This is a genomic window from Haloglomus litoreum (genome assembly GCF_029338515.1).
Lineage (GTDB): Archaea > Halobacteriota > Halobacteria > Halobacteriales > Haloarculaceae > Haloglomus > Haloglomus litoreum.
The window spans coordinates 172,349-198,919 of the sequence record NZ_CP119988.1 but is presented as its reverse complement, the minus strand read 5'-3'; the positions used below and the strand labels follow the sequence as shown (position 1 = coordinate 198,919).

21 protein-coding genes are annotated in these 26,571 nt (G+C 68.9%); 11 read left to right on the top strand and 10 right to left on the bottom strand.

Features of this window, described 5'->3' with window-relative positions:
* Nucleotides 1-156 precede the first annotated feature (156 nt).
* The 3 genes from glpK to P2T62_RS00910 all read left to right on the top strand — a co-directional run bounded on the left by glpK (nucleotide 157) and on the right by P2T62_RS00910 (nucleotide 4,258).
* Nucleotides 157-1,701 (top strand): glycerol kinase GlpK, encoded by a 1,545-nt coding sequence (gene glpK / locus P2T62_RS00920; RefSeq protein WP_276259611.1) that lies wholly within the window; start codon nucleotides 157-159, stop codon nucleotides 1,699-1,701.
* 2 nt (nucleotides 1,702-1,703) lie between these two features.
* Nucleotides 1,704-2,846, top strand: coding sequence for a DUF7973 family transport facilitator (locus tag P2T62_RS00915; RefSeq protein WP_276259610.1), 1,143 nt, complete (start codon nucleotides 1,704-1,706; stop codon nucleotides 2,844-2,846).
* Between the two features lie 233 nt (nucleotides 2,847-3,079).
* Nucleotides 3,080-4,258: a Cdc6/Cdc18 family protein gene (locus P2T62_RS00910; RefSeq protein WP_276259609.1), complete on the top strand. Its 1,179-nt coding sequence runs from the start codon at nucleotides 3,080-3,082 to the stop codon at nucleotides 4,256-4,258.
* Between the two features lie 58 nt (nucleotides 4,259-4,316).
* On the opposite strand, the gene pyk is transcribed toward P2T62_RS00910, so the two are convergent.
* From pyk to kdgK1, 3 genes are all read right to left on the bottom strand, one after another.
* Nucleotides 4,317-6,053 (bottom strand): pyruvate kinase, encoded by a 1,737-nt coding sequence (gene pyk, locus P2T62_RS00905; RefSeq protein ID WP_276259608.1) that lies wholly within the window; start codon nucleotides 6,051-6,053, stop codon nucleotides 4,317-4,319.
* Nucleotide 6,054: 1 nt separating this feature from the next.
* A complete protein-coding gene (locus P2T62_RS00900) occupies nucleotides 6,055-7,491 on the bottom strand; it encodes an aldehyde dehydrogenase family protein (protein WP_276259607.1) in 1,437 nt (478 codons plus the stop codon).
* Nucleotides 7,492-7,666: 175 nt separating this feature from the next.
* A complete protein-coding gene (kdgK1, locus tag P2T62_RS00895; protein ID WP_276259606.1) occupies nucleotides 7,667-8,617 on the bottom strand; it encodes a bifunctional 2-dehydro-3-deoxygluconokinase/2-dehydro-3-deoxygalactonokinase in 951 nt (316 codons plus the stop codon).
* Nucleotides 8,618-9,205: 588 nt separating this feature from the next.
* Between kdgK1 and P2T62_RS00890 the strand changes: the two genes are divergently transcribed.
* Nucleotides 9,206-9,967, top strand: a complete 762-nt coding sequence (locus P2T62_RS00890) for an IclR family transcriptional regulator (protein ID WP_276259605.1) — start codon at nucleotides 9,206-9,208, stop codon at nucleotides 9,965-9,967.
* Nucleotides 9,968-10,036: 69 nt separating this feature from the next.
* On the opposite strand, the gene P2T62_RS00885 is transcribed toward P2T62_RS00890, so the two are convergent.
* A complete protein-coding gene (locus P2T62_RS00885; protein ID WP_276259604.1) occupies nucleotides 10,037-11,188 on the bottom strand; it encodes an NAD(P)/FAD-dependent oxidoreductase in 1,152 nt (383 codons plus the stop codon).
* A gap of 143 nt (nucleotides 11,189-11,331) precedes the next feature.
* Between P2T62_RS00885 and P2T62_RS00880 the strand changes: the two genes are divergently transcribed.
* Together P2T62_RS00880 and P2T62_RS00875 are read left to right on the top strand one after the other, a co-directional pair.
* Nucleotides 11,332-12,120 carry an MBL fold metallo-hydrolase gene (locus tag P2T62_RS00880; RefSeq protein WP_276259603.1) on the top strand — a complete coding sequence of 263 codons (789 nt, stop codon included), beginning with the start codon at nucleotides 11,332-11,334 and terminating at the stop codon, nucleotides 12,118-12,120.
* Between the two features lie 69 nt (nucleotides 12,121-12,189).
* Entirely contained in the window at nucleotides 12,190-13,293 is a 1,104-nt protein-coding gene (locus P2T62_RS00875) for a Zn-dependent alcohol dehydrogenase (RefSeq protein ID WP_276259602.1), read from the top strand.
* A gap of 50 nt (nucleotides 13,294-13,343) precedes the next feature.
* Here P2T62_RS00875 and P2T62_RS00870 read toward each other — a convergent pair whose 3' ends face one another.
* On the bottom strand, nucleotides 13,344-14,783 hold the full coding sequence (locus P2T62_RS00870) for an aldehyde dehydrogenase family protein (protein WP_276259601.1): 1,440 nt from the start codon (nucleotides 14,781-14,783) through the stop codon (nucleotides 13,344-13,346).
* 136 nt (nucleotides 14,784-14,919) lie between these two features.
* Here P2T62_RS00870 and P2T62_RS00865 point away from each other — a divergent pair, with 136 nt between their 5' ends.
* Complete coding sequence (locus P2T62_RS00865) at nucleotides 14,920-15,657, top strand: MBL fold metallo-hydrolase (protein ID WP_276259600.1); 738 nt, start codon at nucleotides 14,920-14,922, stop codon at nucleotides 15,655-15,657.
* A gap of 61 nt (nucleotides 15,658-15,718) precedes the next feature.
* Here the strand turns inward: P2T62_RS00865 and P2T62_RS00860 are convergent, their stop codons facing one another.
* The 4 genes from P2T62_RS00860 to P2T62_RS00845 all read right to left on the bottom strand — a co-directional run bounded on the left by P2T62_RS00860 (nucleotide 15,719) and on the right by P2T62_RS00845 (nucleotide 19,956).
* Nucleotides 15,719-16,591: an ABC transporter permease gene (locus P2T62_RS00860; protein ID WP_276259599.1), complete on the bottom strand. Its 873-nt coding sequence runs from the start codon at nucleotides 16,589-16,591 to the stop codon at nucleotides 15,719-15,721.
* Entirely contained in the window at nucleotides 16,588-17,490 is a 903-nt protein-coding gene (locus P2T62_RS00855) for an ABC transporter permease (RefSeq protein WP_276259598.1), read from the bottom strand. The genes P2T62_RS00860 and P2T62_RS00855 overlap by 4 nt, the downstream gene beginning before the upstream one ends.
* Before the next feature lies 1 nt (nucleotide 17,491).
* Entirely contained in the window at nucleotides 17,492-18,535 is a 1,044-nt protein-coding gene (locus tag P2T62_RS00850; RefSeq protein ID WP_276259597.1) for an ABC transporter ATP-binding protein, read from the bottom strand.
* A gap of 215 nt (nucleotides 18,536-18,750) precedes the next feature.
* Complete coding sequence (locus P2T62_RS00845) at nucleotides 18,751-19,956, bottom strand: ABC transporter substrate-binding protein (protein ID WP_276259596.1); 1,206 nt, start codon at nucleotides 19,954-19,956, stop codon at nucleotides 18,751-18,753.
* Nucleotides 19,957-20,124: 168 nt separating this feature from the next.
* On the opposite strand from P2T62_RS00845, the gene P2T62_RS00840 reads away from it, so the two are divergent.
* The 4 genes from P2T62_RS00840 to P2T62_RS00825 all read left to right on the top strand — a co-directional run bounded on the left by P2T62_RS00840 (nucleotide 20,125) and on the right by P2T62_RS00825 (nucleotide 25,576).
* Nucleotides 20,125-20,928: an enoyl-CoA hydratase/isomerase family protein gene (locus P2T62_RS00840; RefSeq protein ID WP_276259595.1), complete on the top strand. Its 804-nt coding sequence runs from the start codon at nucleotides 20,125-20,127 to the stop codon at nucleotides 20,926-20,928.
* 163 nt (nucleotides 20,929-21,091) lie between these two features.
* Nucleotides 21,092-22,291, top strand: a complete 1,200-nt coding sequence (locus P2T62_RS00835; RefSeq protein ID WP_276259594.1) for a CaiB/BaiF CoA transferase family protein — start codon at nucleotides 21,092-21,094, stop codon at nucleotides 22,289-22,291.
* Nucleotides 22,292-22,870: 579 nt separating this feature from the next.
* On the top strand, nucleotides 22,871-23,518 hold the full coding sequence (gene rdfA / locus P2T62_RS00830; protein ID WP_276259593.1) for a rod-determining factor RdfA: 648 nt from the start codon (nucleotides 22,871-22,873) through the stop codon (nucleotides 23,516-23,518).
* 114 nt (nucleotides 23,519-23,632) lie between these two features.
* Complete coding sequence (locus P2T62_RS00825) at nucleotides 23,633-25,576, top strand: archaea-specific SMC-related protein (RefSeq protein WP_276259592.1); 1,944 nt, start codon at nucleotides 23,633-23,635, stop codon at nucleotides 25,574-25,576.
* 116 nt (nucleotides 25,577-25,692) lie between these two features.
* On the opposite strand, the gene P2T62_RS00820 is transcribed toward P2T62_RS00825, so the two are convergent.
* Nucleotides 25,693-26,460: an IclR family transcriptional regulator gene (locus P2T62_RS00820; RefSeq protein WP_276259591.1), complete on the bottom strand. Its 768-nt coding sequence runs from the start codon at nucleotides 26,458-26,460 to the stop codon at nucleotides 25,693-25,695.
* Between the last annotated feature and the right edge of the window lie 111 nt (nucleotides 26,461-26,571).

Here is a 26,571-nt window from a genome sequence, read left to right as displayed (position 1 = left end):
GGGTCATTCGAGGCGTCCATAGCCGGTAGCGTGTCATTAGCACACAAAGATTTATGTGCTCGTGCTCAGTTATCCACTCTCGGTGCCACACCAGTAGTAAAATATTGGTCGGCAGTGCAGGTCCCGGCGGAAGGGGCCACAACGGAGGAGCAAACCATGCCAGCAAACACGTACGTCGGCGCGATCGATCAGGGGACGACAGGGACCCGCTTCATGGTCTTCGACCACGCGGGCCAGGTCGTCGCCAACGCATACGAGAAGCACGAACAGATCTACCCGGAACCCGGCTGGGTCGAACACGACCCCATGGAGATCTGGGAGAACACCAAGACCGTGGTAAGTCGCGCGCTGCGCGAGGCCGACCTGGACCCGGAGCAGCTCGCCGGGCTGGGCATCACGAACCAGCGCGAGACGACGCTCATCTGGGACGTCGAGAGCGGCAAGCCCATCTACAACGCGCTGGTCTGGCAGGACCGCCGGACCACCGACCGCGTCGAGGAGATCCAGGAGGCCGGCAAGGTCGAGTGGATCCGCGAGAAGACCGGCCTGGAGTGCGACGCGTACTTCTCGGCGACGAAGGCGGAGTGGCTGCTCGACAACGCCGACCCCATCAAGCTCGAGCGGGTCCGACCACAGGACGTCCGCGAGCGGGCCGAGGAGGGCGAACTCCGGATGGGGACCATCGACTCGTGGCTCATCTACAAGCTCACGGGGCGGCACGTGACGGACGTCACCAACGCCTCCCGGACGATGCTGTACAACATCCGGGAGATGGAGTGGGACGACGAGCTGCTGGAGGAGTTCAACGTCCCCGTCCAGCTGCTGCCCGAGGTCCGGCCCTCGAGCGACGAGGACTACTACGGCTACACGGACCCGGAGGGGTTCCTGGGGGCCGAGATTCCGGTCGCGGGCGCGCTGGGTGACCAGCAGGCCGCACTGTTCGGGCAGACCTGCTTCGACGCCGGCGACGCGAAGAACACCTACGGCACGGGCTCCTTCTTCCTGATGAACACCGGCGACGAGCCGGTCAGCTCCGAGCATGGCCTGCTGACGACGGTCGGCTTCCAGCAATCCGGCGAGCCCGTCCAGTACGCCCTGGAGGGCTCTATCTTCGTGACCGGGGCCGCCATCGAGTGGCTCGAGGACGTCCAGCTCATCGACGACCCGACCGAGACCGCCGAGCTCGCGCGGTCGGTCGACTCCACTGACGGGGTCTACGTCGTGCCCGCGTTCACCGGGCTGGGCGCCCCCCACTGGGACGGCCGCGCCCGCGGGACCATCGTCGGGATGACGCGCGGCACCCGCCGCGAGCACATCGTCCGCGCGACGCTGGAGTCCATCGCCTACCAGACACGGGACATCGCCGAGGCGATGGAGGCCGACGCGGGCGTCGAGATGAACCGCCTGCGCGTCGACGGCGGCGCGGTCAAGAACAACTTCCTCTGCCAGCTCCAGTCCGACATCATCCAGACGGACATCGCCCGGCCGGAGGTCGACGAGACGACCGCCCTGGGCTCGGCGTACGCCGCCGGGCTCGCGGTCGGCTACTGGAACGACGTCGACGAACTCCGGGAGAACTGGCAGGTCGACCGCCAGTTCTCGGCCCGGATGGAGCCGGAGAAGGCCGACCAGATGTACGACCGCTGGGACGACGCCGTCGAGCGGTCACGGGACTGGGCCCGTGACGAGGGGGGTGACTGACCATGTTCGACGTGTTCCTCCAGGTGCCGCTGCTCGGCATCGAGTGGAAGCAGTTCATCCTGCTGGTGATCACCGCCCTCGCCGGCGGCGCGTTCGGCGCGGCAATCGGCGCGCTCCCGGCCTTCATCTTCACCGGGTTCGTCGTCTTCCTCGGTGAGGGGGTCGCCATCCTCCGGCGGGCGCTGACCGGGAGCGTCGAGTCCATCCCCGCCGGGGAGTTCGCGGCCGGCATCACCGGCGTCATCGGGTTCGGGGCCATCACCGGCCCGCACATCGCCTTCGCCGGCGGTGTGGCCGCCTCCGCCTACGCGGGCAAGAAGTACCCGGAGATGGAGCCGGACGACTGGGACTACCACTTCGGGAAGAACATCCTCTACGCGTTCGGCACGAAGCCCGACATCCTCGCGGTCGGCGCCATCTTCGGCCTGCTGGGGATGCTGATCACCCGTGTCGGCGGCGCGCTGGTGGTCGTCGGCGGGGTCGCCGCGACGGACATGATCGCCGTCTCCGTGTTCACGACCGCGTTCATCGCCCGGCTCGCCTTCGGCTACCCCCTCGTCGGGAAGTCCCGGGGCTCCGGCCTGCTCGATATGTCGCCGTTCGAGCGCGAGGAGCCGCGGACGGCCACCGACGGCGGTCAGGTGGCCGAGGAGCACAGGGGCCGACTGGCGACCGAGCCGTGGCTCCCCCACCAGTACAAGTGGTCCGGCGTCGCCCTCATCGGGCTCGTCGGCGGTATCCTCGGCGGGTTCATCTACCTGCAGACCGGGAGCATCTTCCTCGGCTACGCCATCTCGGCGATCAGCCTGCTGTTCCTGAACCTCGGCGTCGAGAAGATCCCGGTGACCCACCACATCACCCTCGTCGGCGCGGTCGGCGCGGTGATCGCGACGGCGGCGTTCGGTGACCCCTCCAGCGTGGTGTTCCCCGTCGACGCACTCGGCGTGACCGGTGCCACGGTCGCCATCCTGGCGGCCGGGGTGTTCGGTGCCATCAGTGGGCTCCTGGGTGAGCTGACCCAGCGACTGTTCTACGCCCACTCAGGGACCCACGTCGACCCGCCGGCGATGGCGATCGCCATCGCGATGCTCGTCGTCGGGATCCTCGCGATAGCGGGCGTGCTTCCGAGCGCCGGCTACCTCTGATCCCTCCGACGCCCGTATCGTTCGCCAGCCGTTCTCCGCCTCCGCCGCGCAGACGACATCGACCTCATGCACACCGCTCCCGGTCTCCGACACGACCCGACACAGTCCACGCGCGACACCCGCCCACCCGCTCCGGGGATGCACCCCCGCCACGACCGGGCGCAACAGAAACGGGACGGTTTTGTCACGCATCCTGCTAGCGTCCCGAAAGCGTCGCCGCCCCTGGTGAGACGATGGACCTGAAGACACGCATCCGACGGCGCCAGCGCTCCGGTGCCGACTCCCCGGTCGTCCGCGACTACGAGGCGATCAGCCCGGTCGCCCACGTCGAGGAGCCGACCGGCCGGGGGCCGGCCATGGAGCAGCTGCTCGACTACCTCGACCCCGTGTTCGATGCCCAGCTCCCCACCGACGCGTACGTCTGGGGGCCAGCCGGGTCGGGGAAGTCGGCGGTCATCACGGCCCTGTTCGCACACCTGTCGCGGCTCCTCTCCGGGTCGGCGACGGTCATCCACACGAGCACGCGGGCCCAGAGCGCGGAGACGCCGGCGTTCGTCTACGTCGACGCCCGCCGCTCGGACTCGGCGTTCGGCCTCTACCACGCCGTCCTCGACGGGATGCTCGACGAGTCGGTCCCCCGACACGGGGTCGGGACCGAGACCATCCGCGACCGGCTGGTCGACCACCTCCGCCCGGTCCAGCGCCGTGCGGTCGTCGTGGTCGACCACGTCAACGAGACCGGTGGCCTGGATCTGGCCACCCTGGCCGAGACGTTCTCGGTCGTCGATGACTCGCTGGCCTGCGTCGCCGTCGGCCGGGACCACCCGGACGACCTCTCGGACGCGTTGCGCCCGCCCGAGCGCATCGAGATGCCCAGCTACGAGCGCCACGCGCTGGTCGACCTGCTGACCGCGCGGGCCTCCGACGGGCTCTCGCAGGGCGCGATCGACCACGAGCAGATCCGCCGGCTCGCCGACTGGGCCGAGGGGGACGCCCACGACGCGCTCGCGGCGCTGTTCGGCGCGGCCGACCTCGCCGACATGGCCGGCTACGACCGCGTCCGCGAGCAGGACCTCACCGACGGGATGAACGCGGTCCCCCGGCCGTCGGCGCCGCTGGGCCGGGTCCACACCCTGCCGGCCAACCGGCAGCTGGTGCTCCGGCGGCTGGTCGACCTCGACGACTCACAGACCGGCTCGGTCGACGACACCGCCGCCGCCATCACCGAGGCCCGCGGCGTCGACCTCTCGGCGGGGACGGTCAAGCGCTTCCTCTACGAACTCGCCGAGACCGGCGTGGTCCAGCGCGTGACCGCACCGGCCACCAGCAGCGCCGGGCGGCCGCCGAGCCGGCTGGAGCCGCGCTTCCCGACGCTGGTGTTCCGGCGACTGTACGACCTCGAACACGGCTGAGCGCCGACCTGGCGCGGGCGCTTCCCCCCGAGCAGACCGGCCGAGAGCGGGTCGTGGCCTAGCGCTCGTCCACGTCGGACTCGTAGACCACGCCGCGATCGCCGTCCACGGTGACGACGGTGCCGTCGGGGACGGCCGGCGTCACGCCGCCGACCATCGGAACGCCGAGTTCCCGAGCGATCATCGCCGGGTAGCTCGTCATCCCGCGGTCGCCGGCGACGATGGCCGCGATGGCCGAGAGGTCACCGCGGAGGTCACCGTCGAACGAGTCGGGGAGGACCACGACCGCGTCCGCCGGCGCGTCCGCGAGGTCGCCGTCGGGGGCGTGGACGACGGGCCCGGCGGCCCGGCCGGCGTTGATGCCGCGCCCGCTCGCGAGGATCTCGGCGGCGAGGTGGACCTTCAGAGTGTTCGTGGTGTTGGCGCCCTCCAGGTCGGTCATCATCCCCGCGAGCACGACCACGGTGTCGCCGCTGTCGGCGACGCCGGCGTCGATGGCAGCGGTCGCGGCACGCTCGATGAGTTCGGCCGCGCCGCCGTCCGGGAACGGGAGGCGGCGGGGAGTGATGCCCCAGGGGAGCGCGAGCCGGCGCCGGACCGCCTCGTCGGGCGTCACCGCGACGACGGGCACCGCGGGGCGGTACTTCGCGACCTTGCCCGCGGTGTAGCCGGACTCGGTGACGGTGACGACGGCGCTGGCGTCCACGTCGCGGGCGAGGTAGCGCGCCGACCGCGCGATGGCGTCGGTCCGGGTGTCGCCGGCGGGCGGGACGCGCTGCTCGCGGGACTCGGCGTACTCCCCGCTGGCCTCGACGTCCTCGACGATGCGGGCCATCGTCTCCACGACGCGGACGGGGTGGTCGCCGATGGCGGTCTCGCCCGACAGCATCACCGCGTCGGTGCCGTCGAGGACGGCGTTGGCGACGTCGGAGGCCTCGGCGCGGGTCGGCCGCCGGGCGTGGATCATCGAGTCCAGCATCTCCGTCGCGGTGATGACGGGGACCCCGGCCTCGCGGGCCTTCCGGATGATCCGCTTCTGGATGAGGGGCACCTCCTCCAGGGGACACTCGACCCCGAGGTCGCCGCGGGCGACCATCACGCCGTCGGCCGCCGCGAGGATCCCGTCGAGGTTCGCGACGGCGTCGGCGCGCTCGATCTTCGCGACGATGGGGATGTCGGCGCCGTACGACTCCAGCACCTCGTCGACGGCGTAGACGTCCGCGGCGGCACCGACGAAGCTGGCGGCGACGTAGGCCACGTCGGCCTCGGCGGCCAGCCGCAGCTCCTCGTGGTCGGCCTCGGTGACGGACTCCAGTCCGAGGTCGACGCCGGGGACGTTGACCCCCTTGCGCCCACCCAGGTCGCCGCCCGAATCGACGGCGACGACGACGGCGTCGCCCTCGACGCGCCGGACGGTCGTCTCGATGCGGCCGTCGTCCAGCAGGACGCGGTCGCCCGGCTCGGCGGCGGCGACCGAGCCCGAGAGGCCGATCACCTCGTCGTCCACGACCTCGCCCGGGACGAGCCGGCGTTCCTCGCCCTCGCGGATGTGGACGGGCTCGTCCAGGGGGGCCGTGCGTATCTCGGGACCCGACACGTCCAGCATCGTCGCGACCGGCTCGCCGAGCTCGTCGCTCACCGCGCGGACCCGGTCGATGAGCGTCGCCCGGTGGTCGGTCGTGCCGTGGCTGGCGTTCAGCCGCGCGACGGACATCCCGGCCTCGACGAGGTCGGCGATGGTCCCGCGGTCGTCGGAGGCGGGACCGAGCGTACAGACCACCTTGGCTCGGGGCATATCAGAGCACGATGCTCTTCGTGGTCAGGAAGGCTTCGATGGTGTGGCCGATACCCTCGCGGCCGATGCCCGAGTCCTTCACGCCGCCGAACGGGATGTCGCCCAGCCCGTGGCTCGGGGCGCCGTTGATGCGGACGCCGCCGGCCTCGAGCCGCTCGGCGACCCGCATCGCGCGGTCGTAGTCGGCGGTGAAGACGGCGGCATCGAGCCCGAGGTCGCCGCCGTTGGCGACCGCGAGGGCCTCGGCCTCGTCGGCGACGGGCGCGACGACGGCCACCGGGCCGAACTGCTCCTCGTGGACGATGCGGGCGTCGTGGGGCACGTCGGCGAGCAGCGTCGGCTCGAAGACGCGGCCGTCGCGCTCGCCGCCGCGGACGAGCGTCGCCCCGCGTTCGACGGCGTCCGCGACGAGTTCTTCGACCCACTCGGCCTGGCTCTCCGAGATGAGCGGCCCGAGCTTCGTGTCGGGGTCGAACAGGTCGCCCGGCACCCAGTCGTCCATCTCGGCCTCGATGCGCTCGACCACCTCGTCGTGGACGTCCTCGTGGACGAGCGCGCGCGAGACGGCCGAGCAGCGCTGGCCGGCGTACTTGAACGAGCCCTTCGTGACCGCGCTCGCGGCCGCGTCGAGGTCGGCGTCCGGGAAGACGACGGCGGGCGCGTTCCCGCCCAGCTCCATGTGGAGCTCGACCATCCCGCTGACCTCGGCGACGTGCTTGCCGGCGCCCGACGAGCCCGTCATGGCGATGGCGTTCAGCCGGTCGTCGGCGGCGAGGACGTCGCCGATCTCGCTGGCGCGACCGGGGACGAACCCGAAGGCGCCGTCCGGGAGGTCCGGCGCGGCCTCGACGATGATCTCGGCGAGGATGGCGCCGCTGACCGGCGTCTTCGTCGCCGGCTTCAGGATGACGGCGTTGCCCGCCGCCAGCGCCGGCGCGACCTGCAGCGCGGTCGTCGAGAGGGGGTAGTTGTACGGCGTGATGCAGAGGACGGTCCCGACCGGTTCGGGCCGGACGACGGCGCGCCAGCCCTCGTGGCCCGCCGTGGTGCCCTCGACGTAGTCGCCCTGCAGGTCGCGGGCCTCCTCGGCAGCGCGGCGGAAGCGCTCGGCGGCCGCGGCGACCTCCCCGCGCGCGCTGCTGATGGGCTTGCCCGCCTCGCGGACGATGACCTCCGCGAGTTCCGACTCGCGGGCCTCGATGCCGTCGGCGATGGCGGTCAGCCAGTTCGCGCGCTGGACGATGGTGGTCTCGCGCATCGCGGGCTCCGCGGCCTCCGCGGCGGCGAGCGCGTCCTCTGCGTCGGCGGGCGACGCGGCAGCGACCTCGGCGAACGTCCCGCCGTCGGCGAGGTCCGATACGACGATGTGGTCCTCGGCGGGCCGCCAGGCGCCCGCGATGTGGAGCTCGTCTCGGTTCGGTGCTGGGTGTGCGGCCATACCTCCCCTTCTCGGCGCCAGGGTAAAGAAGTTTACTCGATTTCGTATTAAGATATGTGTCGAGTGAGCGGCGGGGAGTCCAGCGGCTTCCCAACGGTCACTGTCGGCGGACGGTCTTGCAGATCCGTTCCACACGTTCGCCCGGAGACAGCACACAGGCCGCAGAGATCCGCGATTATCGAGAGATCCTGGCGTCTCCGGAAAGAACGGCCTCGACCTCCGGCCGGGAGACGAGCGCCATGTCCCCGTCGAGGGTGCGCTTGACCGCCGCCGTCGCGGCGCCGTACGCGAGCGCCCGGGGCACGTCGCCGTCGTCGAGCCAGCGGGCGAGGTAGCCGCCGACGAAGGCGTCCCCGGACCCGACCGGGTCGACCGTCTCGGTGTCGAACGCCGGCTGCTCGTGGACGCCGTCGTCGGTGACCGCGACGGCCCCCTCGGCACCGCGGGTCACGACCACCGCCTCGTGGCCGTACGCGTCGCGGAACGCGCGGCCGACGGTCTCGGCGTCGCCGGTCCGGTCGAACACCGTCGCCGCGTCGCGCTCGGCCACGAACAGCACGTCGACCAGCCCGAGCAGGTCGGTCAGGGTCTCGCGGGCCTCGTCCGGCTCCCAGAGCTTCGACCGGTAGTTGGCGTCGAACGCGGTGGTCGCGCCGGCCTCGCGCGCGGTCTCGAGGAGCGAGCGGGTGGTGTCCGCGAGCGTCCCGGAGAGCGCCGGCGTGATGCCGGTCGTGCAGACGGCGTCGGCGTCGGCGAGGCGGTCGGTGGCCAGCTCGTCGGGCGTCGCGGTCCGGACGGCCGCGTCCGCGCGGTCGTAGTGGACGCTCGCACCCCGGGGGTCGGCGCCCGGCTCCAGATAGTAGACGCCGAGCCGACCCTCGTCGGCCCAGGCGACCTCCGGGGTGACGCCCTGGCCGCGGAGGGTCCGTTCGACGCGGCGGCCGAACGGCGTATCCGGGAGCTTCGAGAGCCAGGTCGCCTCGCAGCCGAGGCGCGCGGCCGCGACCGCGACGTTGCTCTCGGCGCCGCCGACGTGGACCGCGAACGCGTCGGCGTTCTCGAACCGCTTGCCGCGCGGCGGCGCGTACCGCAGCATCGTCTCCCCGAACGTGACGAGGCCGGTCATGGTCCGGGACCGCGGGCCGTCGACTTACCTCCTTGGTACCACCAGGGGGACGCACTCGGCGTCGGAACCCCGGATCGACCGGGTCCGGACCCCGGCGTGGCTCCCCGGCGGACGCGGGTATGGGACCGGGACCCCGACGGCGGACGGATACCGGCGACACTCGACAGAGTGGTAAGATATTATATATGTAATTTCAACCATCATTTATGGATCTACAATAACTCTGTAAAGTCCATAATAAATATATTAATTAGAATATAAATCTTCAATAAGCCAATTTTACACACTAAATATACCATTATATAGTTTGTCGATAGATAGCAGTAAGTACCTGGTTTCAACTGCGATACGTGCGCTCTGTCGGAATTGCTGCCCTTTTCCCGGCCACTTCCCCGGTTTCAGTCGTCTATATGGGCGCGCTCGTGTCCCACCCAGAAATGCAAGATATCTGTTCATCTGTCTTTAGCACCATGTATCTGTTAATTTATCGCCGGCGACAGTCGCCCCCACTCGATCCGGTCGGGGTGGTGGTGGATCGTGGGGAATGTTTATCAATACGAAACGACTGGTTCGACATAGCGTATCACCATGTCGCAGGACGAACGGAGCCAGGTCAAGACGGCGGGGACCACGCTCCGGCTGCTCGAGACGCTGAAGGAACTCGACGGGGCCGGAGTGACCGAGGTCGCGGAGCACCTCGGGATGTCGAAGAGTAACGTCTACAAGTACCTGAGCACCCTCGAACAGCACGAGTACGTCGTCAAGCGCGGGACCGAGTACCACCTCGGGCTGAAGCTCCTCGACCTCGGGGGGTTCGTCCGGGACAACCGGGAGCTCTACCAGGTCTCGGTGCCTGAGATCAAGCGGCTGGCGGCCGAACACAACGAGACGGCCAACCTGCAGGTCGAGGAGTACGGCCGCATCGTGATGCTCATCAACGTCACCAGCGACGAGTCGGTGAACATCCACGCCCACGCGGGGATGCGGCTCAACATGCACACCACCGGGAGCGGCAAGGCGATGCTGGCGTACCTGCCCGACGAGCGGGTCGACGAGATCATCGAGCAGCACGGCCTCCCGGAGCTGACGGAGAACACCATCACGGACCGCGAGGAGCTACTCCAGGAGCTGGAGACCATCCGGGAGCGCGGCTACGCGTTCACCACCGGGGAGGCGATTCCGGGGCTCCGGAGCGTCGCGGTCCCCATCACGGCGAGCGACGGGGCCGTGCTCGGGGCCATCAGCGTGACCGGCCCGGCCCGACGGCTCGAGGGCGAGCGGTTCGAGTCCGAGATCCCCGAACAGCTGGTCCGGACGAAGAACGTCATCGAGCTCAACCACTCGGCCTGACGGCTACCGCCGGCCGCCGGCTCCCCTCCGGGGACCCGCCGTGACAGGTCCGCACACAGGGACCGGGACCTACTGTGGATGAGTCGGGCCCGTCGGCCCCAGCTGGGCCTCCGTCCCCGACTGGCCCCGGAACCGGGACGGGGCGTGGTACCGGAGCGTGTCCGAGGCCTCGCCGGTCCGGAAGTACTGCGAGAGCGTCTTCGCGACCGCGGCGTGCTGTGAGACGCCGGAGCCGCTCATGCCGGTGGCGACGACGAACCCCTCGACAGACGTCGGACCCAGCACCGGCCGCCCGTCCGGGGTGACCGTCCGGATGCCGACCCAGTCGTTGATGACCTCGGTCTCCTGCAGTCCCGGGACGACGGTCTCGATCTGGTCGATGACCGAGAGCCGGAACTCCTCCTGGATGTCGTGGGCGTGGTCGGGGTCGAGTTCGCCGATCTGGTGGAACGGCGGCCCGTGGCGGCCGGCGAGCATCTTCGTCTCGCTCTCCGGCCGGAAGTAGTGGTCCCCCTCGAGGTCGATGAACGGGAAGCCGTGGGGGGCGTCCGCCTGCAGGACCATGATCTGTGCCCGCGAGTGCTTCAGCGGCAGCGAGACCTCCACCATGTCGTTCAGCCGCGGCGACCAGGGCCCCGCAGCGTTCACCACGACGTCCGCGTCGATGTGCCCCGCCTCGGTCTCGACGCCCGTGACCGCGCCGTCCTCGGTGGTCACGTCGTGGACCTCGGTCCCGGTCAGCACCTCCACGCCGTGCTCCTGGGCGCGCTCGGCGTAGAACTCCATGAACCCCTGCTGGTTCACGTACCCCTCGCGGGGGGAGTGCATGGCACCCTCGATGGCGTCGGGGTCGATGCCGTACTCGGCGGCCTCCTCGGGCGAGATCATCCGTGTCTCGATGCCGTAGGACTGCTGGACCGCGACCGTCTCACGGAGTTCGGACAGGGCCTCCTGGGACCGGGCGACCCTGACGTTCCCGACGGTGTGGTGTTCGAGGTCCGTCTGCTCGAGGACGTCGCGCCACCCCGCCCAGCTCCGGCGCCGGAACAGGTAGTCGGCCGGGTGGGGGAAGTGCCAGCCGAACATGGCCGTGGAGTACCGGGACGTGCCCGACCCGAGCTGGTTCTTCTCGACGAGCGTCACTCGATGGTCGGAGTCTCTGAGGTAGTAGGCGATACCGGTCCCGATGATACCGCCGCCTACCACGACGATAGAACTCACGAGGTGATGTTGGGTGCTCCTATCGTTTATATTTTTTCACCGCGGAGCCGCCGCTCGCGCGCCGGCAGGGCGGGATGGCACGCCACGTCCGGGGCCGGGAGTCGACGCGAAGGTATATGACCTGGCTCCCGCGAGTGGCTCGTATGCCCACGCCCGAGCACGCCGTGTCGTCGTCGCCGGCGGTCCGCGAACTCCTGCCCCACGTCCACGAGGTCACCTGGCACGCCCCCGGCGAACCGCCCGCATCGCTCCGGGGCCGTCACCACCGCTCGTACCTCCTCGACTTCCCGGACGACGTGCCGACGCTGGTCGACACGTCGATGCCGGCCCAGGCCGACCGGCTGCTGGCCGGCATCGAGCAGGTCGGGGTCGAACCCGAGCGGCTCCTCATCACCCACCGCCACCTCGATCACGTCGGCGGCATCGACGCCGTCGTCGACCGCTACGACCCCACGGTCTGGTACCCCGCCGAGGAGGAGATCACCTCTCGGGACGTGGTGGCGACGCCGCCGGACCACGAGTTCACCCACGAGGAGTCCATCGGCCGGTTCACCGCCGTCCACGTCCCCGGCCACACGCCCGGCAACTACGCCTTCGTCGACGAGGCCGCCGGCGTCGCGGTGTTCGGTGACACCATGGTCGGGTCGGACCGCCGCGGGTTCCGGCCCGGAAGGCTCGTCCACCCCCCGGCCTCGCCGGGCGACGGCCACGACGTCGAGATCTCGGCGGGGCTGGTCCGGCTCCTCGATTACGAGTTCGACGTCGCGCTACTGAGCCACGGCGTCTCCGTGTTCGAGGACGCCAGCGCGAAACTGTACCGCTACCTCTGGGACGACCTCCGCTATCTCGACGTCGAGCCGCGGGTCACCTACGCCGACGACGCGTTCCCGGTCCCCCCCGACCGAACCGACTGGGAGTGCGGGCCCGACTGACGACCCAGCGCCGGCACGCGAGCGCCAACCGCCCTCATACTATAAGTTCGATGAGCGAGAGGCACGGGTATGCCGGTGATCGAGGCAGCCGTACTGGAAGGACCGCGTGAACTCAACATCGAACGGGTCGAGCTGGACGAACCCCGGTCGGACGAGGTACTGGTCGACATCCGTGCCGTGGGCGTCTGCCACACCGACCACGCCAGGTACGCCGGGGAGGCCGACATCGACCTCCCGGCCGTCCTCGGCCACGAGGGGGCGGGCGTCGTCGAGGCGGTCGGCGACCGCGTCAGCAGCGTCGAGCCCGGGGACCGGGTCGTCCTCTCGGTGACGACCCACTGTGGCTCCTGTGGCTCCTGCGACCGGGGCGAACCGTTCCTCTGTGAGAACGACGGGCCCGTCCACCAGGGCCACATGCTGGACGGTACGCGCCGGCTGTCACGGGACGGCGAGTCGCTCTCGCACTTCTTCGCCCAGTCGTCGTTCGCCGAGCGGGCGGTCGTCCCGGCGTCGACGGCGGTCCCCATCCCCGACGACGTGCCGCTGGAGGCGGCCGCGCTGCTGGGCTGTGGCGCCTCGACCGGCATCGGCTCCGTGCTGTCGACGGCGGACGTGGACCCGGGGAGTTCGGTCGCGGTCTTCGGCTGTGGCGGGGTCGGTATGAGCGCGCTGCTCGGGGCCGACGCGGTCGGGACCTCGCCGCTCGTCACCGTCGACATCGCCGAGAACAGACTCGAGGCCGCGGCCGACCTCGGCGCGACCCACACGGTCAACTCCGCCGAGGAGGACCCGGTCGAGCGCATCGAGGCGCTGACCGACGGCGGCCCCGACTACACCTTCGAGTGCATCGGGAACCAGCAGGTGCAGGAACAGGCGCTCGCCAGCGCCCGCTCGGGCGGGACGGCCGTCATGGTCGGCGGCGCCCACGGCGAGGAGCGCCTCGGAGTCCACCCCCGGCGGGACCTCCTCCCCGGAGGCAAGACCATCATCGGGAGCGTGGCCGGCTCGCTCCGCCCCCACTACGACATCCCGCGGTACGCCCGGATGTACGCCGACGGGCACCTCGATCTCGACGCGCTGGTCACCCACACCTACGACCTCGACGAGCTGGACACGGCGTTCGAGCGGATGGAGGCCGGCGAGGGCATCCGCGGCGTCGTCACCTTCGACTGAACCGGCGCTCCCGGACGGTGAGGGCGGGGCGGACAGGACCGACGACCGCGTCACTCCTCCAGGTTGACGATGACGTTCTTCAGCTGGGTGTAGTGTTCGAGCGCCTGCAGGCCACCCTCGCGGCCGATGCCGGACGTCTTGTAGCCGCCGAAGGGGGCCGCCGTCGGGACCGCGGGGAACTCGTTGACCGAGACGGTCCCGGCCTCCAGCTCGCCCGCCAGCCGGTGGGCCCGGCGCAGGTCGGTCGTCCACACGGTCGCGTAGAGGCCGTAGTCGGTGTCGTTGGCCCGTTCGAGGGCCTCCTCCTCGTCGGAGAACTCGTAGACGGTGAGGACGGGGCCGAACACCTCCTCGCAGGAGATGGCGGCGTCGTCGTCGACCCGGTCGATGACGGTCGGTGCGTAGAAGTTGCCCTCCTCGCGGGGGATCTCGCCGCCGGCCAGGAGGCGCGCGCCGTTCTCGACGGCGCCGTCGACGTAGGTGGCGACGCGGTCCTGCGCCTCGGGCGAGGCGAGCGGTCCGATGTCGTGGTCCTCGTCGCCGGGACCGACGCTGAGCGCCTCGACCCGCTCGACGAGGCGGTCGGTGAACTCGTCGTAGATCGACTCGTGGACGAACAGGCGGGTCGTGGCGAAACAGACCTGCCCAGCGTTGTTGAACACGTTCACCGTCCCCTCGAGGGCCTTCTCGACGTCGGCATCCGGGAAGACGAGGCTCGGTGACTTCCCGCCGAGTTCGAGCATCACCGGGACGATGCTCTCCGCGGCGGCCTTCATGACGGCCTCGCCGCCGCGCCGGGAGCCAGTGAACACCAGCCCGTCGACGCGGTCGTCGCCGGAGAGGGGCTGGCCGGTCTCCTCGACGTCCCCGGGGACGACGTTGATGACGCCGTCGGGGAAGCCGACCTCCGAGGCGAGTTCCGCGAGCTCCAGCACGCCCAGCGGCGTCTTCGGGTCGGCCTTCGCGACCACGGTGTTCCCGGCCGCGAGCGCCGGCGCGAAGCCCCGTGCGGCGAGGATGGTGGGCGCGTTCCACGGGACGATCTGGGCGGTGACACCGAGTGGCTCCCGGAGCGTGTAGTCGAGGCGGTCACCGTCCACGGGGATGGTCTCGCCCTCGACCTTGTCGGCGACCCCCGCGAAGAACTCGAAGTAGTTCGCGACGCCGTTGGTGCGACCCTTCGTGGCCGCGAGCACCTGCCCGTTCTCCAGCGTGTCGATGCGGGCGAACCGCTCGCGGTTCTCCCGGATGGCATCGGCGAGGTCGAACAGCAGTTCGCCCCGTTCGGCCCCATCCATGGCCGCCCAGTCGGGCTGGGCACGCAGGCTCGACTGGATGGCCTGATCGACGCGGTCGGGGCCGCTCTCCCACACCGTCGCGACCGGCTCGTTCGTCGCCGGGTTCAGTACCTCGAACTGCTCGATTCCGTCGTGGAACGAGCCGTCGATGTACGGACCGTACTCTCGATCGACCGTGGCTCCGGACTCCATACCTGTCCGAGTCCATGTGAGGACATCACAAAAAACCATCTGTCGGCGCTCCGACAGATGTCAGCGGTCCCTGCACGGGGGCTCCCCGGTCGCGGGCGGACCGAAGAGCTAACTCCCCGGGCACCGGGCCAGCGATATGGCGAGCGACTCCCCCGATGCAGCAGCATCGCCGACCGTGACCGAACCAGTCGACGGCGTTCACGACATCACCTGGGCTCCACCGGGCGAGGGGCCCGACACGCTGGCCCGCGACCGGCTCCGGACGTACCTCTTCGCGCGCGAGGGCGAGACCCCCACCCTCGTCGACACCTGCTGGCCCGGTCACGAGGACCGGCTGCTGGCCGGCATCGAGCAGGTCGGGGTCGAACCCGAGCGGCTCCTCATCACCCACCGCCACCTCGATCACGTCGGCGGCATCGACGCCGTCGTCGACCGCTACGATCCCGCGGTCTGGTACCCCGCCGAGGAGGACGTCCGTGCCCGCGAGGAGGTGTCGACCCCCGCCGACGAGCGGTTCGCGGACGGGGACCGCATCGGCCGGTTCACCGCCGTCCACGTCCCCGGCCACACGCCCGGTAACAGCTGTTTCGTCGACGAGGCCGCGGGGATCGCGGTCCTCGGGGACACGATGAACGGGGCCGACCGGCGGGGACTGCCGGGCGGGTACCTGGTCCACCCGGCGTCGTTCTCGGGCCTCGACCTCGACGCGGAGGCGGCGGTCGCCGCCGAGCGGAATCTGACGAACCTCCTCGAGTACGAGTTCGACGTCGCACTCGTCAACCACGGGTCGTCAGTGTTCGAGGGCGCCGGCGCGAAGCTGTACTACTACATGCACTTCGAGCCGCCCGGCGGGCGCCCCGAGGACGGGCACTGAGTCGCGGCTGGCGTGGGAGTGCCGAGCGTCGAACGACCGCGATGGAGAGTACGCCCCGGGCTCAGTCCCGGACGACGGCCGTGAAGCCGACGAGCCGTCCGATGATGAGCACCAGGACGAGGATGAGCAGGAGCTTCAGGGTCGCCGTCGCCGCGATGATGGGCGAGGAGTTGTCCTGCAGGAAGAAGAAGATGGCCAGCGGGAGCGTCAGGGCGTTGCTGTTCGAGAGGAACAGCGCGATGTTGATGTCGGAGAACGACAGGATGAACGCGAGCAGGTAGCCGGAGATGACACCGCTACGCATCAGCGGGAGCGTGACCTGCCGGAACGCCTGGAGCCGCGTGGCACCGAGGTTCCTGGCGGCCTGTTCGAGGTCCGTATCGACCGAGCGCAGGGCGCTTACGGACGTGAGGAAGGCGAACGGCATCCCGATGAGTGTGTGGCCAAGAACGAGCTTGGCGAACGCCGGGAGGAAGTCCCAGCGGTCGAAGAAGATGAGCAGGGCGAGTCCCAGGATGCCGACCGGGACCACCGTCGGCAGGAGGAAGAACGTCGAGGCCTCGCTCTCGTAGTCGCTCCCCGAGCGGACGACGAAGTACGCGGCCATCACGCCGAGGGCCGTGGCGAGGAAGCCGACGATGAACGCGATGGGCAGGCTGACGAAGAAGAAGCCCTCGACGAAGTCGGGGTACGCGAAGAAGGCCTCGTACCAGCGCAGCGAGAACCCGCTCGGCGGGAAGATCTGCCGGGTCGTCGGGTTGAACGAGACGCCCACGATGACGATGATGGGCGCCGTGAGGACGAGCAGCCCCGTCGTGAGGACGAGGTAGTAGAGGAACTGTGCCGCCACCTCCGCGGGCCGTGAGAGGGACCGCGAGTCCCGCGACGTGATGACCGCGTTGACCGGGCGCCGGAGGTACGAGCCGATGTTCATGACTCCACCTCCATGCGAGTTCGGAAGACGTTGAAGTAGCCGTACACGGCGGAGATGGTGAGCACCGCCAGGACGGTCGCGATAGCGCTCGCGAACGGCCAGTTGAAGTTGCTCGCCATGCTGTACATCAGTTCACCCATCATCAGGTTGGTCCGGCCGCCGAGGATCTGCGGCGTGACGATGGTGCTCATCGAGAGAGCGAAGACGATGACGGTCCCCGAGAGGAGCCCGTGGAGGCTCAGGGGGAGCGTCACCTCCACGAACGACTCCGCCCGGTTCGCACCCAGGTTCCGTGCCGCGAGGACGTACGACTCCGGGATGTCCTCCACGGCGGAGTACACCGGCAGCACGACGAACGGGAGGAAGACCCCGACCATCCCGATGATGATGGCGTTCGTGTTGCCGATGAGCTCCATCTGGAAACCGAACAGGGAGTCCAGGTACGTGTTGATGACGCCGCCGCCGCCGAGCAGGATCATCCAGCCGTACAGGCGCGTGACGGTACCGACCATCAGCGGCAGGAAGACCGAGAAGAGCGTAATCTGCCGCTTCAGGGGCGTCGTGTTCGCGATGAAGTAGCCGAGGCCGTACCCCAGCACCGCACACAGGACCGACGTGATGATGGCGACCTTGAACGTGTACCAGAGGACGTTCCGGTAGAACGACTCGAGGAGGAGCTGCTCGTAGTACTGCGTCGTGAAGTCCGTCGAGACGATGGTCAGGGCGTTGTACTCGAACCAGCTGATGTAGATGATGTAGGCGACGGGGACGACGAGGAGGACGAGGATGTACAGGACCGGCGGGACGGAGGTGAGCGACTGACGATCCAGCCAGTCGCCGACGCTGCCGTTCATCCGCTCGCGGGTCACGTCGGCCATGCGGGTGAGTTGACTGAGCATATCAGGCCTCCATGAGTCCGTAGTCGTCGAAGCTCACCGTCACTTCGTCACCCTCGTCGTACTTCGGGGTCCCCAGTTCCGTCACGAGGAACGAGGTGTCCCCGACGGTGACCTGGTACTCCGTCACGGAGCCGAGGTGGACGACGCTGGTGAGCGTGCCGCTGTAGCTCCCGTTCTCGCCGCCGCTACCGGCCTCGAGCCGGACGTCCTCGGGCCGAATGTACAGCAGTGACTCCCCCTCGGTCGTGACGTCCTCGATCGGAAGCGAGAACGTGTCGTTCTCGAAGGTCCCGGTCCCGTTCTGCCGGGAGACCGTCCCGGTGATGAAGTTCGAGTCGCCGACGAAGTCGGCGACGAACTCGGACTGGGGGTTCTGGTAGATATCCGAGGGCGGGTCGTAGCGGATCTTCTCCCCGTTGTGGAGGACGAGGACCCGGTCGGAGAGGGTCAGCGCCTCGCGCTGGTTGTGGGTGACGTAGATGGAGGTGATCTCCAGCCGGTCGTGGAGGTCCTTGATCTCGCGACGCATCTCCTCGCGGAGCTGTCGGTCGAGGTCCGAGAGCGGTTCGTCGTACAGCAGCACGTCGGGTTCGAGGACCATCACGCGCGCCAGAGCGACCCGCTGTTGCTCCCCGCCGCTGAGGTTCCGGATGCTCCGGTCCTCGTAGCCGGGCAGCGAGACGAGCTCCAGCACGTCGGCGACCCGCTCCTCGATCTCGGCCTCGGAGAGGTCGAGCCGGTGTCGGAGCCCGAACGCGACGTTGTCGAACACGTCCATGTGGGGGAACAGCGCGAGTCGCTGGAAGACCAGCCCGAGGTTCCGGTCCTCGGGCGGGAGCCCGAGGATGTTCTCCCCGCCGACCGTGATCGACCCCTGGTCCGGATCGACGAACCCGGCGATGGATTTGAGCATCGTCGTCTTTCCCGATCCGGAGGGCCCGAGGATGGAGACGAACTCCCCCTCCTCGATGTCCAGGGAGACGTTGTTCAGTGCGACGACGTCCTCGTACGTCTTCCGTAGGTTCCGTATCTCGACGAATGTCATACGTGACTTGGGTGAACTCTAATCAGGCGTATACTTCAATATAATCGTTCGTTTCCTGACAACACGTCCCTAGCGATACCACCGGTTTCCGGGCGTCATCCGCCGGTCCCGACACGCCAGCAACGGTAACACGGGCAGTTCCGGGCCGTCAAAGAACGGGACGCGGATACCTCACTCGGCGGTCCGGGGACGGCGCGGCGGACGCGGCGGGCGCACTATCCGCGGACGATCTGCCGCCACCGGTTGGCGTCCTCGGACTGCTGCTTGCGGACCTGGAGCCAGTCGATGTCGAGCTGGCTCAGGGCCTCCAGCTGCGCGTCGGAGAGCTTGATGTTCGGATGGTTCTCGATGACGTCGTCCGGGAGCAGCTCGTAGGAGTCCGGGTGGGCCGGCGGGTAGCCGAACACCTGGGCGAACTGGGCCTGCGGCCCCGGACTGTAGGCACCATCCAGGAACTCGAAGGCGCCCTGCTTGGTGTCCTCCGAGCGGTTCTTGGCGACACCCCAGCTCCAGCTGTCGAACCAGGTGCCCTCCTGCGGGATCTTCCAGCCCATCTCGACCTCACCCTCGGTGTTCAGCGTGATGTTCTCCGTCCGGGCCGAGAGGAACGAGCTGATCCAGATCTCCTCCTGCTTGAACAGCTTCCGGGCCTCGTCGATGCTGCTGATGAGCACGGGGTCGGTCTTCTCGACGAGCTCCTGGATGTAGTTGAAGCCGGGGTCGAGGTTGTCCAGGTCGCCGCCCAGTGCAGCGTTCACCGTGTAGAAGAACTCGTCGCCCCACATGTCCCCCCAGCCGGGCAGTCCCATCTTGCCCTCGAAGTCCGAGTCGAGCAGGTCCTCCCAGCTGTTGAACTCCTTGTCGATCTTGCCCTTGTTCCAGGCGATGCCGTACGGGGCGATGAGGGTGCTGGCGTGGTAGTCGTTGCGCAGGTACTCCGGGATCTCGCTCCAGGAGTCCACGTTCCCCTTCTGCTTCGCGAGCGCTCCGGCCTCCCCGAGGCGCCGAGCGGCCGGCCCTCGCATCTCGTAGAGGTCGTGGTTGGGTTCGTCCGGTTTGTTGGTCAGTTTCGCGAGGTACTGACCGAGCCCCTGGGCCGTGAAGTCGAGCTTGTGCTCGTTTTTCCAGGGGTCACTGCCGTTGCGGAAGGGGTCGTAGAAGGCCTTCTTCCGGCCGTCGCCCCAGCTCCCGCCGGTGCCGGTGACCTTGACCGTGGCCATGGCGGAGCCGCCGCCACCGCCACCGCCGTCGCCACCGCCACCACCGTCGCCGCCGTCACCGCCACCGCCGCCGCCGTCGCCCCCATCGCCGCCACCGTCGCCCCCATCACCGGTACAGCCCGCGAGAGCGACGACGCCGGCGCTGGCGCCGAGTGTTTCGAGTACTCTCCGCCGCGTCGGGCGTCTGTCATTAGCACCCATACCCTACCCTGCGAACAATACTACTAAATTCTTTTGATAGACATCCACAAACCAATCGGCTACGATTCTGAACATCCGGTCGCTTCCACCCTGGCCGTGCGCGAGCGCCCCCGGCGAGAGCCCCGGGCGGGCGAACTATTACGCGAGGCCCCGAAGGTCGGAACGACGATGTCGACGTTCGACACCATCACCCTGCAGCGTGCCGGGAACGGCCGCGTGACGGTACTGCTCGACAGACCGGACAGCCTGAACACCCTCACGCCGGGGATGAAAGACGAGATCGAGACCGCGCTCGACGACCTCCGGGCCGACGACGACGTCCGCGTCGTGGTCCTCCGGGGCCGGGATGGCGTCTTCTGTGCGGGGTCGGACGTCAGCGGGTCCGACGACGACGAGGGCGGCGGCGAGAAGCAGGTCCACGAACTCCTGGAACGGCGGCGACGGGATCGCGCGTTCTACCGGACGCTCGACCGCTTCCCGAAACCCATCGTCGCCGCCATCGAGGGGTACGCCCTCGGCGCCGGGTGCGAGATCGCCTGCTGCTGTGACACGCGGGTCGCGGCCGAGTCCGCGAACATCGGGCTCCCGGAGGCGAAACTCGGGGGCATCCCCAACGGCGGCGGTACCCAGCGGCTCACGCGACTGGTCGGGGCCTCGCGTGCGCGTGACATGGTGATGCGGGGCAAGCACTACGCCGCGACGGAGATGGCCGAGTGCGGGTTCGTCCACGAACTCGCCCCCGAGGACGAGTTCGAGGGACTGCTGGAGTCGGTGGTCGGGGACTACCTGAACCGGGCGCCCATCGCCCTGGCGATCGCCAAGCAACTGGTCACCCAGGGAGCCGACGCCTCGCTGGAGAGTGGCCTCGTCATGGAGGGGTTGGGCGCGACCGCCGTCTCGTTCACCGAGGACGTCGAGGAGGGGATGGCGGCCTTCCGGGAGGACCGGGACCCCGAGTTCCGGGGACGGTGACCACGACGACGGACGACAACCCGGAGCCAAGGTTTATGCGGATCTGGCCGGAGTTCCAGACATCGATGCAGCGCAGCAGTAGAGCGGCCGGTAGCGACACCAGCAGCGTCCACGGAGCACAGCAGCGAACACGAAGCGCCCGGCTCGGCGGAGGGAGGGCATCATGAGCGGTCCGCTGGACGGGGTCGAGGTGGTCGAACTGGGAACGGCCATCGCGGGCCCGATGGTCGGGAAGCTCCTCGGCGACAACGGCGCGAACGTGGTCAAGGTCGAGCGCCTCGAGGGCGGCCCGCACCGGTGGAGCCCACTCTGGTACGACCCCGAGGACGTGGAGGATCTTACCTACCGGTTCCTCCAGCTGAACACCAGCAAGGACTCCATCGCCATCGACCTCAAGTCCGAGGCGGGGGCGGAGATCCTCTGGCAGCTCGTCGACGAGGCGGACGTCCTGGTCGAGAATATGCGTCCCGGCGTGCTGGAGCGCCTCGGGTTCGGCTGGGAGGAGCTCTCCGAGCGGAACCCGCAGCTGATCCACACGTCCATCACCGGCTTCGGCGAGGACGGCCCGTACGCCGACTGGCCGGCGGTGAACAACTCCGTCGCGGCCGTGGCGGGCTGGCTCGACCGGATCGGCGACGGTGACCGGCCGTCGACGATGCGGAACCTGTTCGCCATCGATCACCTGACCGGCGTCTACGGGGCGCTCGGGACGTGCATGGCGCTGGTCGAGCGCGGGACGACCGGCGAGGGCACGCAGGTCGAGGTGACGATGCTCGACGCGGCGATCTCCTTCCTGAGCAACCTCGTCGCGGAGTACTCCGCGAGCCTCGGCGAGGACGGCGTCGAGCCGCGCTACGAGGAGGTCTACGCACCGAACGGGGTCTACGAGGTCGCGGACGGGTACATGGCGCTGTGGGCGCCGGCCCGGTGGGAGAACTTCTGCGAGGCCATCGACCGGCCGGAGTTCGCCGATCCGGACCACCGCTTCGCCACGACACGGGGACGCGTCGAGCACGACGAGGACCTCCGGGAGGCGCTGGAGGAGGTGTTCCGGGAGCGGACCGCCACAGAGTGGGCGTCGTACTTCGACGAGCGCGTGCGTGGGGTGGTGTGCGCGCCGGTCAACTCGATGGCCGAGGTGTTCGAGGACCCGCAGGTCCGCCACCGCGAGTCCATCGTCCACCGCACGCACCCGGAGATGGGGGAGTACGCGGTCCCCCGGTCGCCGGTCACCTTCCCCGGTCGGTCGAGCGATGTCGGCCACGCCCCGTTGCTCGGTGGGGACACCGACACGATCCTGACGGCGCTGGGCTACCCCGAGGAGCGAATCGCAGCGCTCCACGACGCCGAGGTCGTCCGCTGAGGGACGAGCGACACAGCCACCGGTCGGACACCGGATCCCCGCTCAACCATTCGTACGCCCCTGTCCACTATGCTGAAACCACTGTCGGCCGCTGCCTTCGCCACAACAGACAGCGTCCCCCGACATTCCTGCCAGAACGTAGCATTTATCGCGGATTTTCACCACTGAATCGGTATCTTCCCACAGCTGGCCGCGGGACGGACCGCATCGATACGTGATACGCTGGAACCGCCTCGCCGTTCGATGGCGTGTGCTATCGATAACCACAGTGCATCCATCGTATTGTGAGAATCTAGTTTCGTTTCGTGCAGTATATCGGTTCCATTCTCGGATCCTTCCGAGTATGAATGCATCCGAGGCACCATTATCCCCCTTGAGCGAACAGAGATATCGGAAGACAGGTGCTGTATTTCATATCGCGATACTTCAGTTCGAGGAAGAGGAGTTGCGGGCGCGAACGTGCCGTCTCGTGGCCGGTCCCGGACGAACGGCGCCGAAAGGGACCGCCGACCGTTCACCACGAGCAAACGGGTCGGGGAGGACAGGACTAATGTACACGCGCCGCGAGGATGTCGTCGGATGCACGAGAACGGCCCCACATCGGCCGCGGAGGACGGTTCCGCGGTCGCCGACGGCGGACACCGGAGCAAGGTCGAACGGGTCATCGCGGAGTACGGGCTGGAGGGGCTCGGGGACGAACTCGAGCGGCGGTGGCTCGGTGAGGGACGCGAGCAACAGAGCCTGCGGGACCTCGCCGACCACTTCAACGAACGGTTGCTCCGCCGGGCGATGACGGTCGCCGGGGCCGACCCGCTGCAGGGGGAATCCGAGAATCTGTACCGCATCCTGACCGACGACGACGTCACGCAGGGGATGCGGACGCAGGCGCGGCGCTCGCTCGAGGAGGCCGGCGTCGACCCCGATGCGCTGCTCGAGGACTTCGTCTCGCACCAGGCCATCCACACCTACCTCCGCAAGTACCGCAAGGTCGAGCAGGAGACGCCGGACGACCAGCGGGAGAAACGGCTCGAGGCGATCCAGCGACTGGAGAGCCGACTCGATGCCGTCACCACCCGGAACGTGGAGAACCTGCACGCGACCGGACGCCTGGACATCGGGGAGTTCGACGTCCTCACCAACGTCCGTATCGTCTGCCGGGACTGCGGTCAGCAGTACTCACCGGCCGAGCTGTTCGAGCAGGGCGGCTGCGAGTGCGACGCGTCGTGAGTCCATTACACTCGTACATGCGTAATGGCCACGGTCCGGTCGTCGGAATGCGTGCCTCGACGACCGCCATGAAAAGATTGATGCCGAACGGCCGAGAGAGACCCTATCAGGAACATGAGTCAAGTCCAGTCCGAGAAGTCGGCCGCACGACTGTCCGTCCGGAACATCGGTGGGATAAACCGGACGGAAGTGACCTTCTCGCCCGGTGTCACCATCCTGGCGGGCCGCAACGCGACGAACCGGACCTCCCTCCTGCAGGCCATCATGGCGGTGCTCGGGAGCGATCAGGTCACGCTCAAGGGTGACGCCTCGGAGGGACACGTCGAGCTGTCCCTCGACGGCGAGACCTACACGCGGGAGCTGGAGCGACACGGCGAGACCGTCATCGCCGACGGCGACCCGTACCTCGACGACCCCGAGGTGGCGGACCTCTTCGCCTTCCTGCTGGAGTCGAACGAGGCCCGCCGTGCGGTCGAGCGTGGCGACGACCTCCGGGAGATCATCATGCGGCCCATCGACACGCAGGCCATCGAGTCGGAGATCGCCGACCTCGCCGAGCGCCGACGGGAGATCGACCGCGAACTCGACGACCTGGACTCGCTGGAACAGCACCTCCCCGAGCTGGAGGAGGAGCGCCAGCAGCTGTCCGACCGCATCGAGCGCAAGCGCGAGGAACTCGCCGAGACCGAGGCCCGCATCGAGGAGGTCGACAGCGACATCGAGTCGACGCAGGAGGAGAAGGCGGACCTGGACGGGAAACTGGACGAGCTCAGCGACGTCCGGACGGAGTACGAGGAGACCCGCAGCAGCCTGCGGACCCAGCGCGAGAGCATCGAGGCACTGGAGGCCGAGCTCGAGGAGCTCGAGTCGGAGCTGGAGACACTGCCGGAGACGCCGATGGCGGAGGCCGGCGGGCTCGAGGGGCAGATCGAGCGGCTCCGCGAGCGCAAGCGGTCGCTCGACTCGACGGTGTCGGAGCTGCAGACGGTCATCCAGTTCAACGAGGACATGCTCGCCGGCGAGGGCTCCGAGGTCATCGCCGCCCTGCAGGAGGACGACTCCGGCTCCGTGACCGACCAGCTCGTCGAGGACCGGGCGGTCGCCTGCTGGACGTGCGGGACGGAGGTCGAACAGGAGCAGATCACCGACACGCTGGATCGGCTGCGCGACCTCTACCAGGAGAAGCTGGACGAGCGCAAGGGCGTCCAGTCGGACATCGACGACCTGAAGACCGAGAAGATATCCTACGAGGAGAAACAGCGTCAGCGCGACCAGCTCGAGAACCGCATCGAGCAGACCCGGAGCGAGCTGGAGCGACGCCGGGAGCGGGTCGAGCAGCTCGAGGGGGAGCCCGAGCGGCTGGAGGAACGGATCGGGGAGCTCGAGGCGGAGGTCGATGCCCTCCAGAGCGACACGAACGAGGAGCTGCTCGACCTCCACAAGCAGGCCAACCAGCAGGAGTTCGAGCTCGGTCGCCTCGAGGACGACCTCGCGGAGGTCGAGGCGGAGATCCAGGAGTTGGAGGCCGAGCTCGACCGACGCGGGGCCCTCGAGGACGAACGCGAGTCCATCGTCGAGGACCTCGAGAACCTCCGGACGCGCATCGACCGTATCGAGTCCGAGTCCGTCGAGCAGTTCAACGACCACATGGAGACGCTGCTCGACATCCTCGAGTACGAGAACCTCGAGCGCATCTGGATCGAGCGCCGGCAGGCCACCGGGAGCGGCCGCCGCGAGTCCGTCGACGATTCGGTCTTCGACCTCCACGTCGTCCGGCGCTCCGAGGACGGCGCCTCCTACGAGGACACGGTCGACCACCTCAGCGAGAGCGAGCGGGAGATCACCGGCATCGTCTTCGCGTTCGCCGGCTACCTCACCCACGACCTCCACGAGGTGGTGCCGTTCATGCTGCTCGACTCGCTGGAGGCCATCGACGCCGAGCGCATCGCCGAGCTCATCGAGTACGTCGACGACTACGCCGACCACACCGTCGTCGCCCTGCTCCCCGAGGACGCGCAGGCGGTCCCCGAGACGTACGAGCACGTCCAGGAGATCTGACGGCAGGGACTGGACGACTGTCCACGCGCGGCGGCGACCGTCGTCGACCGTTCGACTCTATCGAATCGGAACGTTCCGCCACCCGGACAGCCCCGCTGCGGGTGAGCGGTCCCGCTTCAGTACCGGGTGTCGAGTTCGAGCTCGTTGGCGGCCTCCAGCAGCACGTCGGGCAGTTCCTCGCGGTAGTACTCCCCCTGGAAGCGGTGGCCAGGGCCAGAGATGGTCAGCGCCCCGAGCAGTTCGTCGTCCACCGAGTGCACCGGGACGGCGAGGGCGTGGAGCCCCTCGATGAACTCCGCCCGGTTGAACGCGATGCCCTCCGCCCGGATGCGGTCGAGTTCCTCGCGCAGCGCGTCCGGGTCGGTGGTGGTGTTCGGGGTGTACTCCGCCAGCCCGTGCGTCTCGATGATGCGCTCGACCCGGCGCGCGGGCAGGGACGCGAGGACGGCCTTCCCGGCCGCGGTAGCGTGGAGCGGGAAGCGCTTGCCGAGATGTGAGTCGGCCCGGACCGCGTTCTCGCCGATGCACCGATGGACGAGGACCGCCCGCTCGTGCTCCTCGGTCGCGAATCCGGCCTGCTCGCCGGTCAGGTCGGCGAGCTTCTCGACCTTCCGCCCCGCCTCCTCGTAGGCGGGGCGCCGGGTCCGGGCGTACTCCCCGAGGTCGACGAACCGGAGGCTCGGGTAGTAGACGTCGTGTTCCTCGACGACGTAGCCCCGCTGCTCGAGCGTCTTCAGGTGCCGGTGGATGGTACTCTTCGCGAGGTCGAACTCGTCCGCGAGCGCGCTCAGTGTCGCCCCATCGGCCGTTCGCAGGTGTTCGAGCAGGGAGAACGTCGTCTCGACCGACTGCACCGGCCGCCTGCTCGTGCGGGTCGTTGCCATGTGACGGGATAGAGAGGGGCCGGCTATTCAGTATTTCGCCGGGCCGAACGCCCCGCGTGGCCCGCTCACCGCGGCCGTTCGACTGTGTAGAACGCCGGACGGACCGAGCCC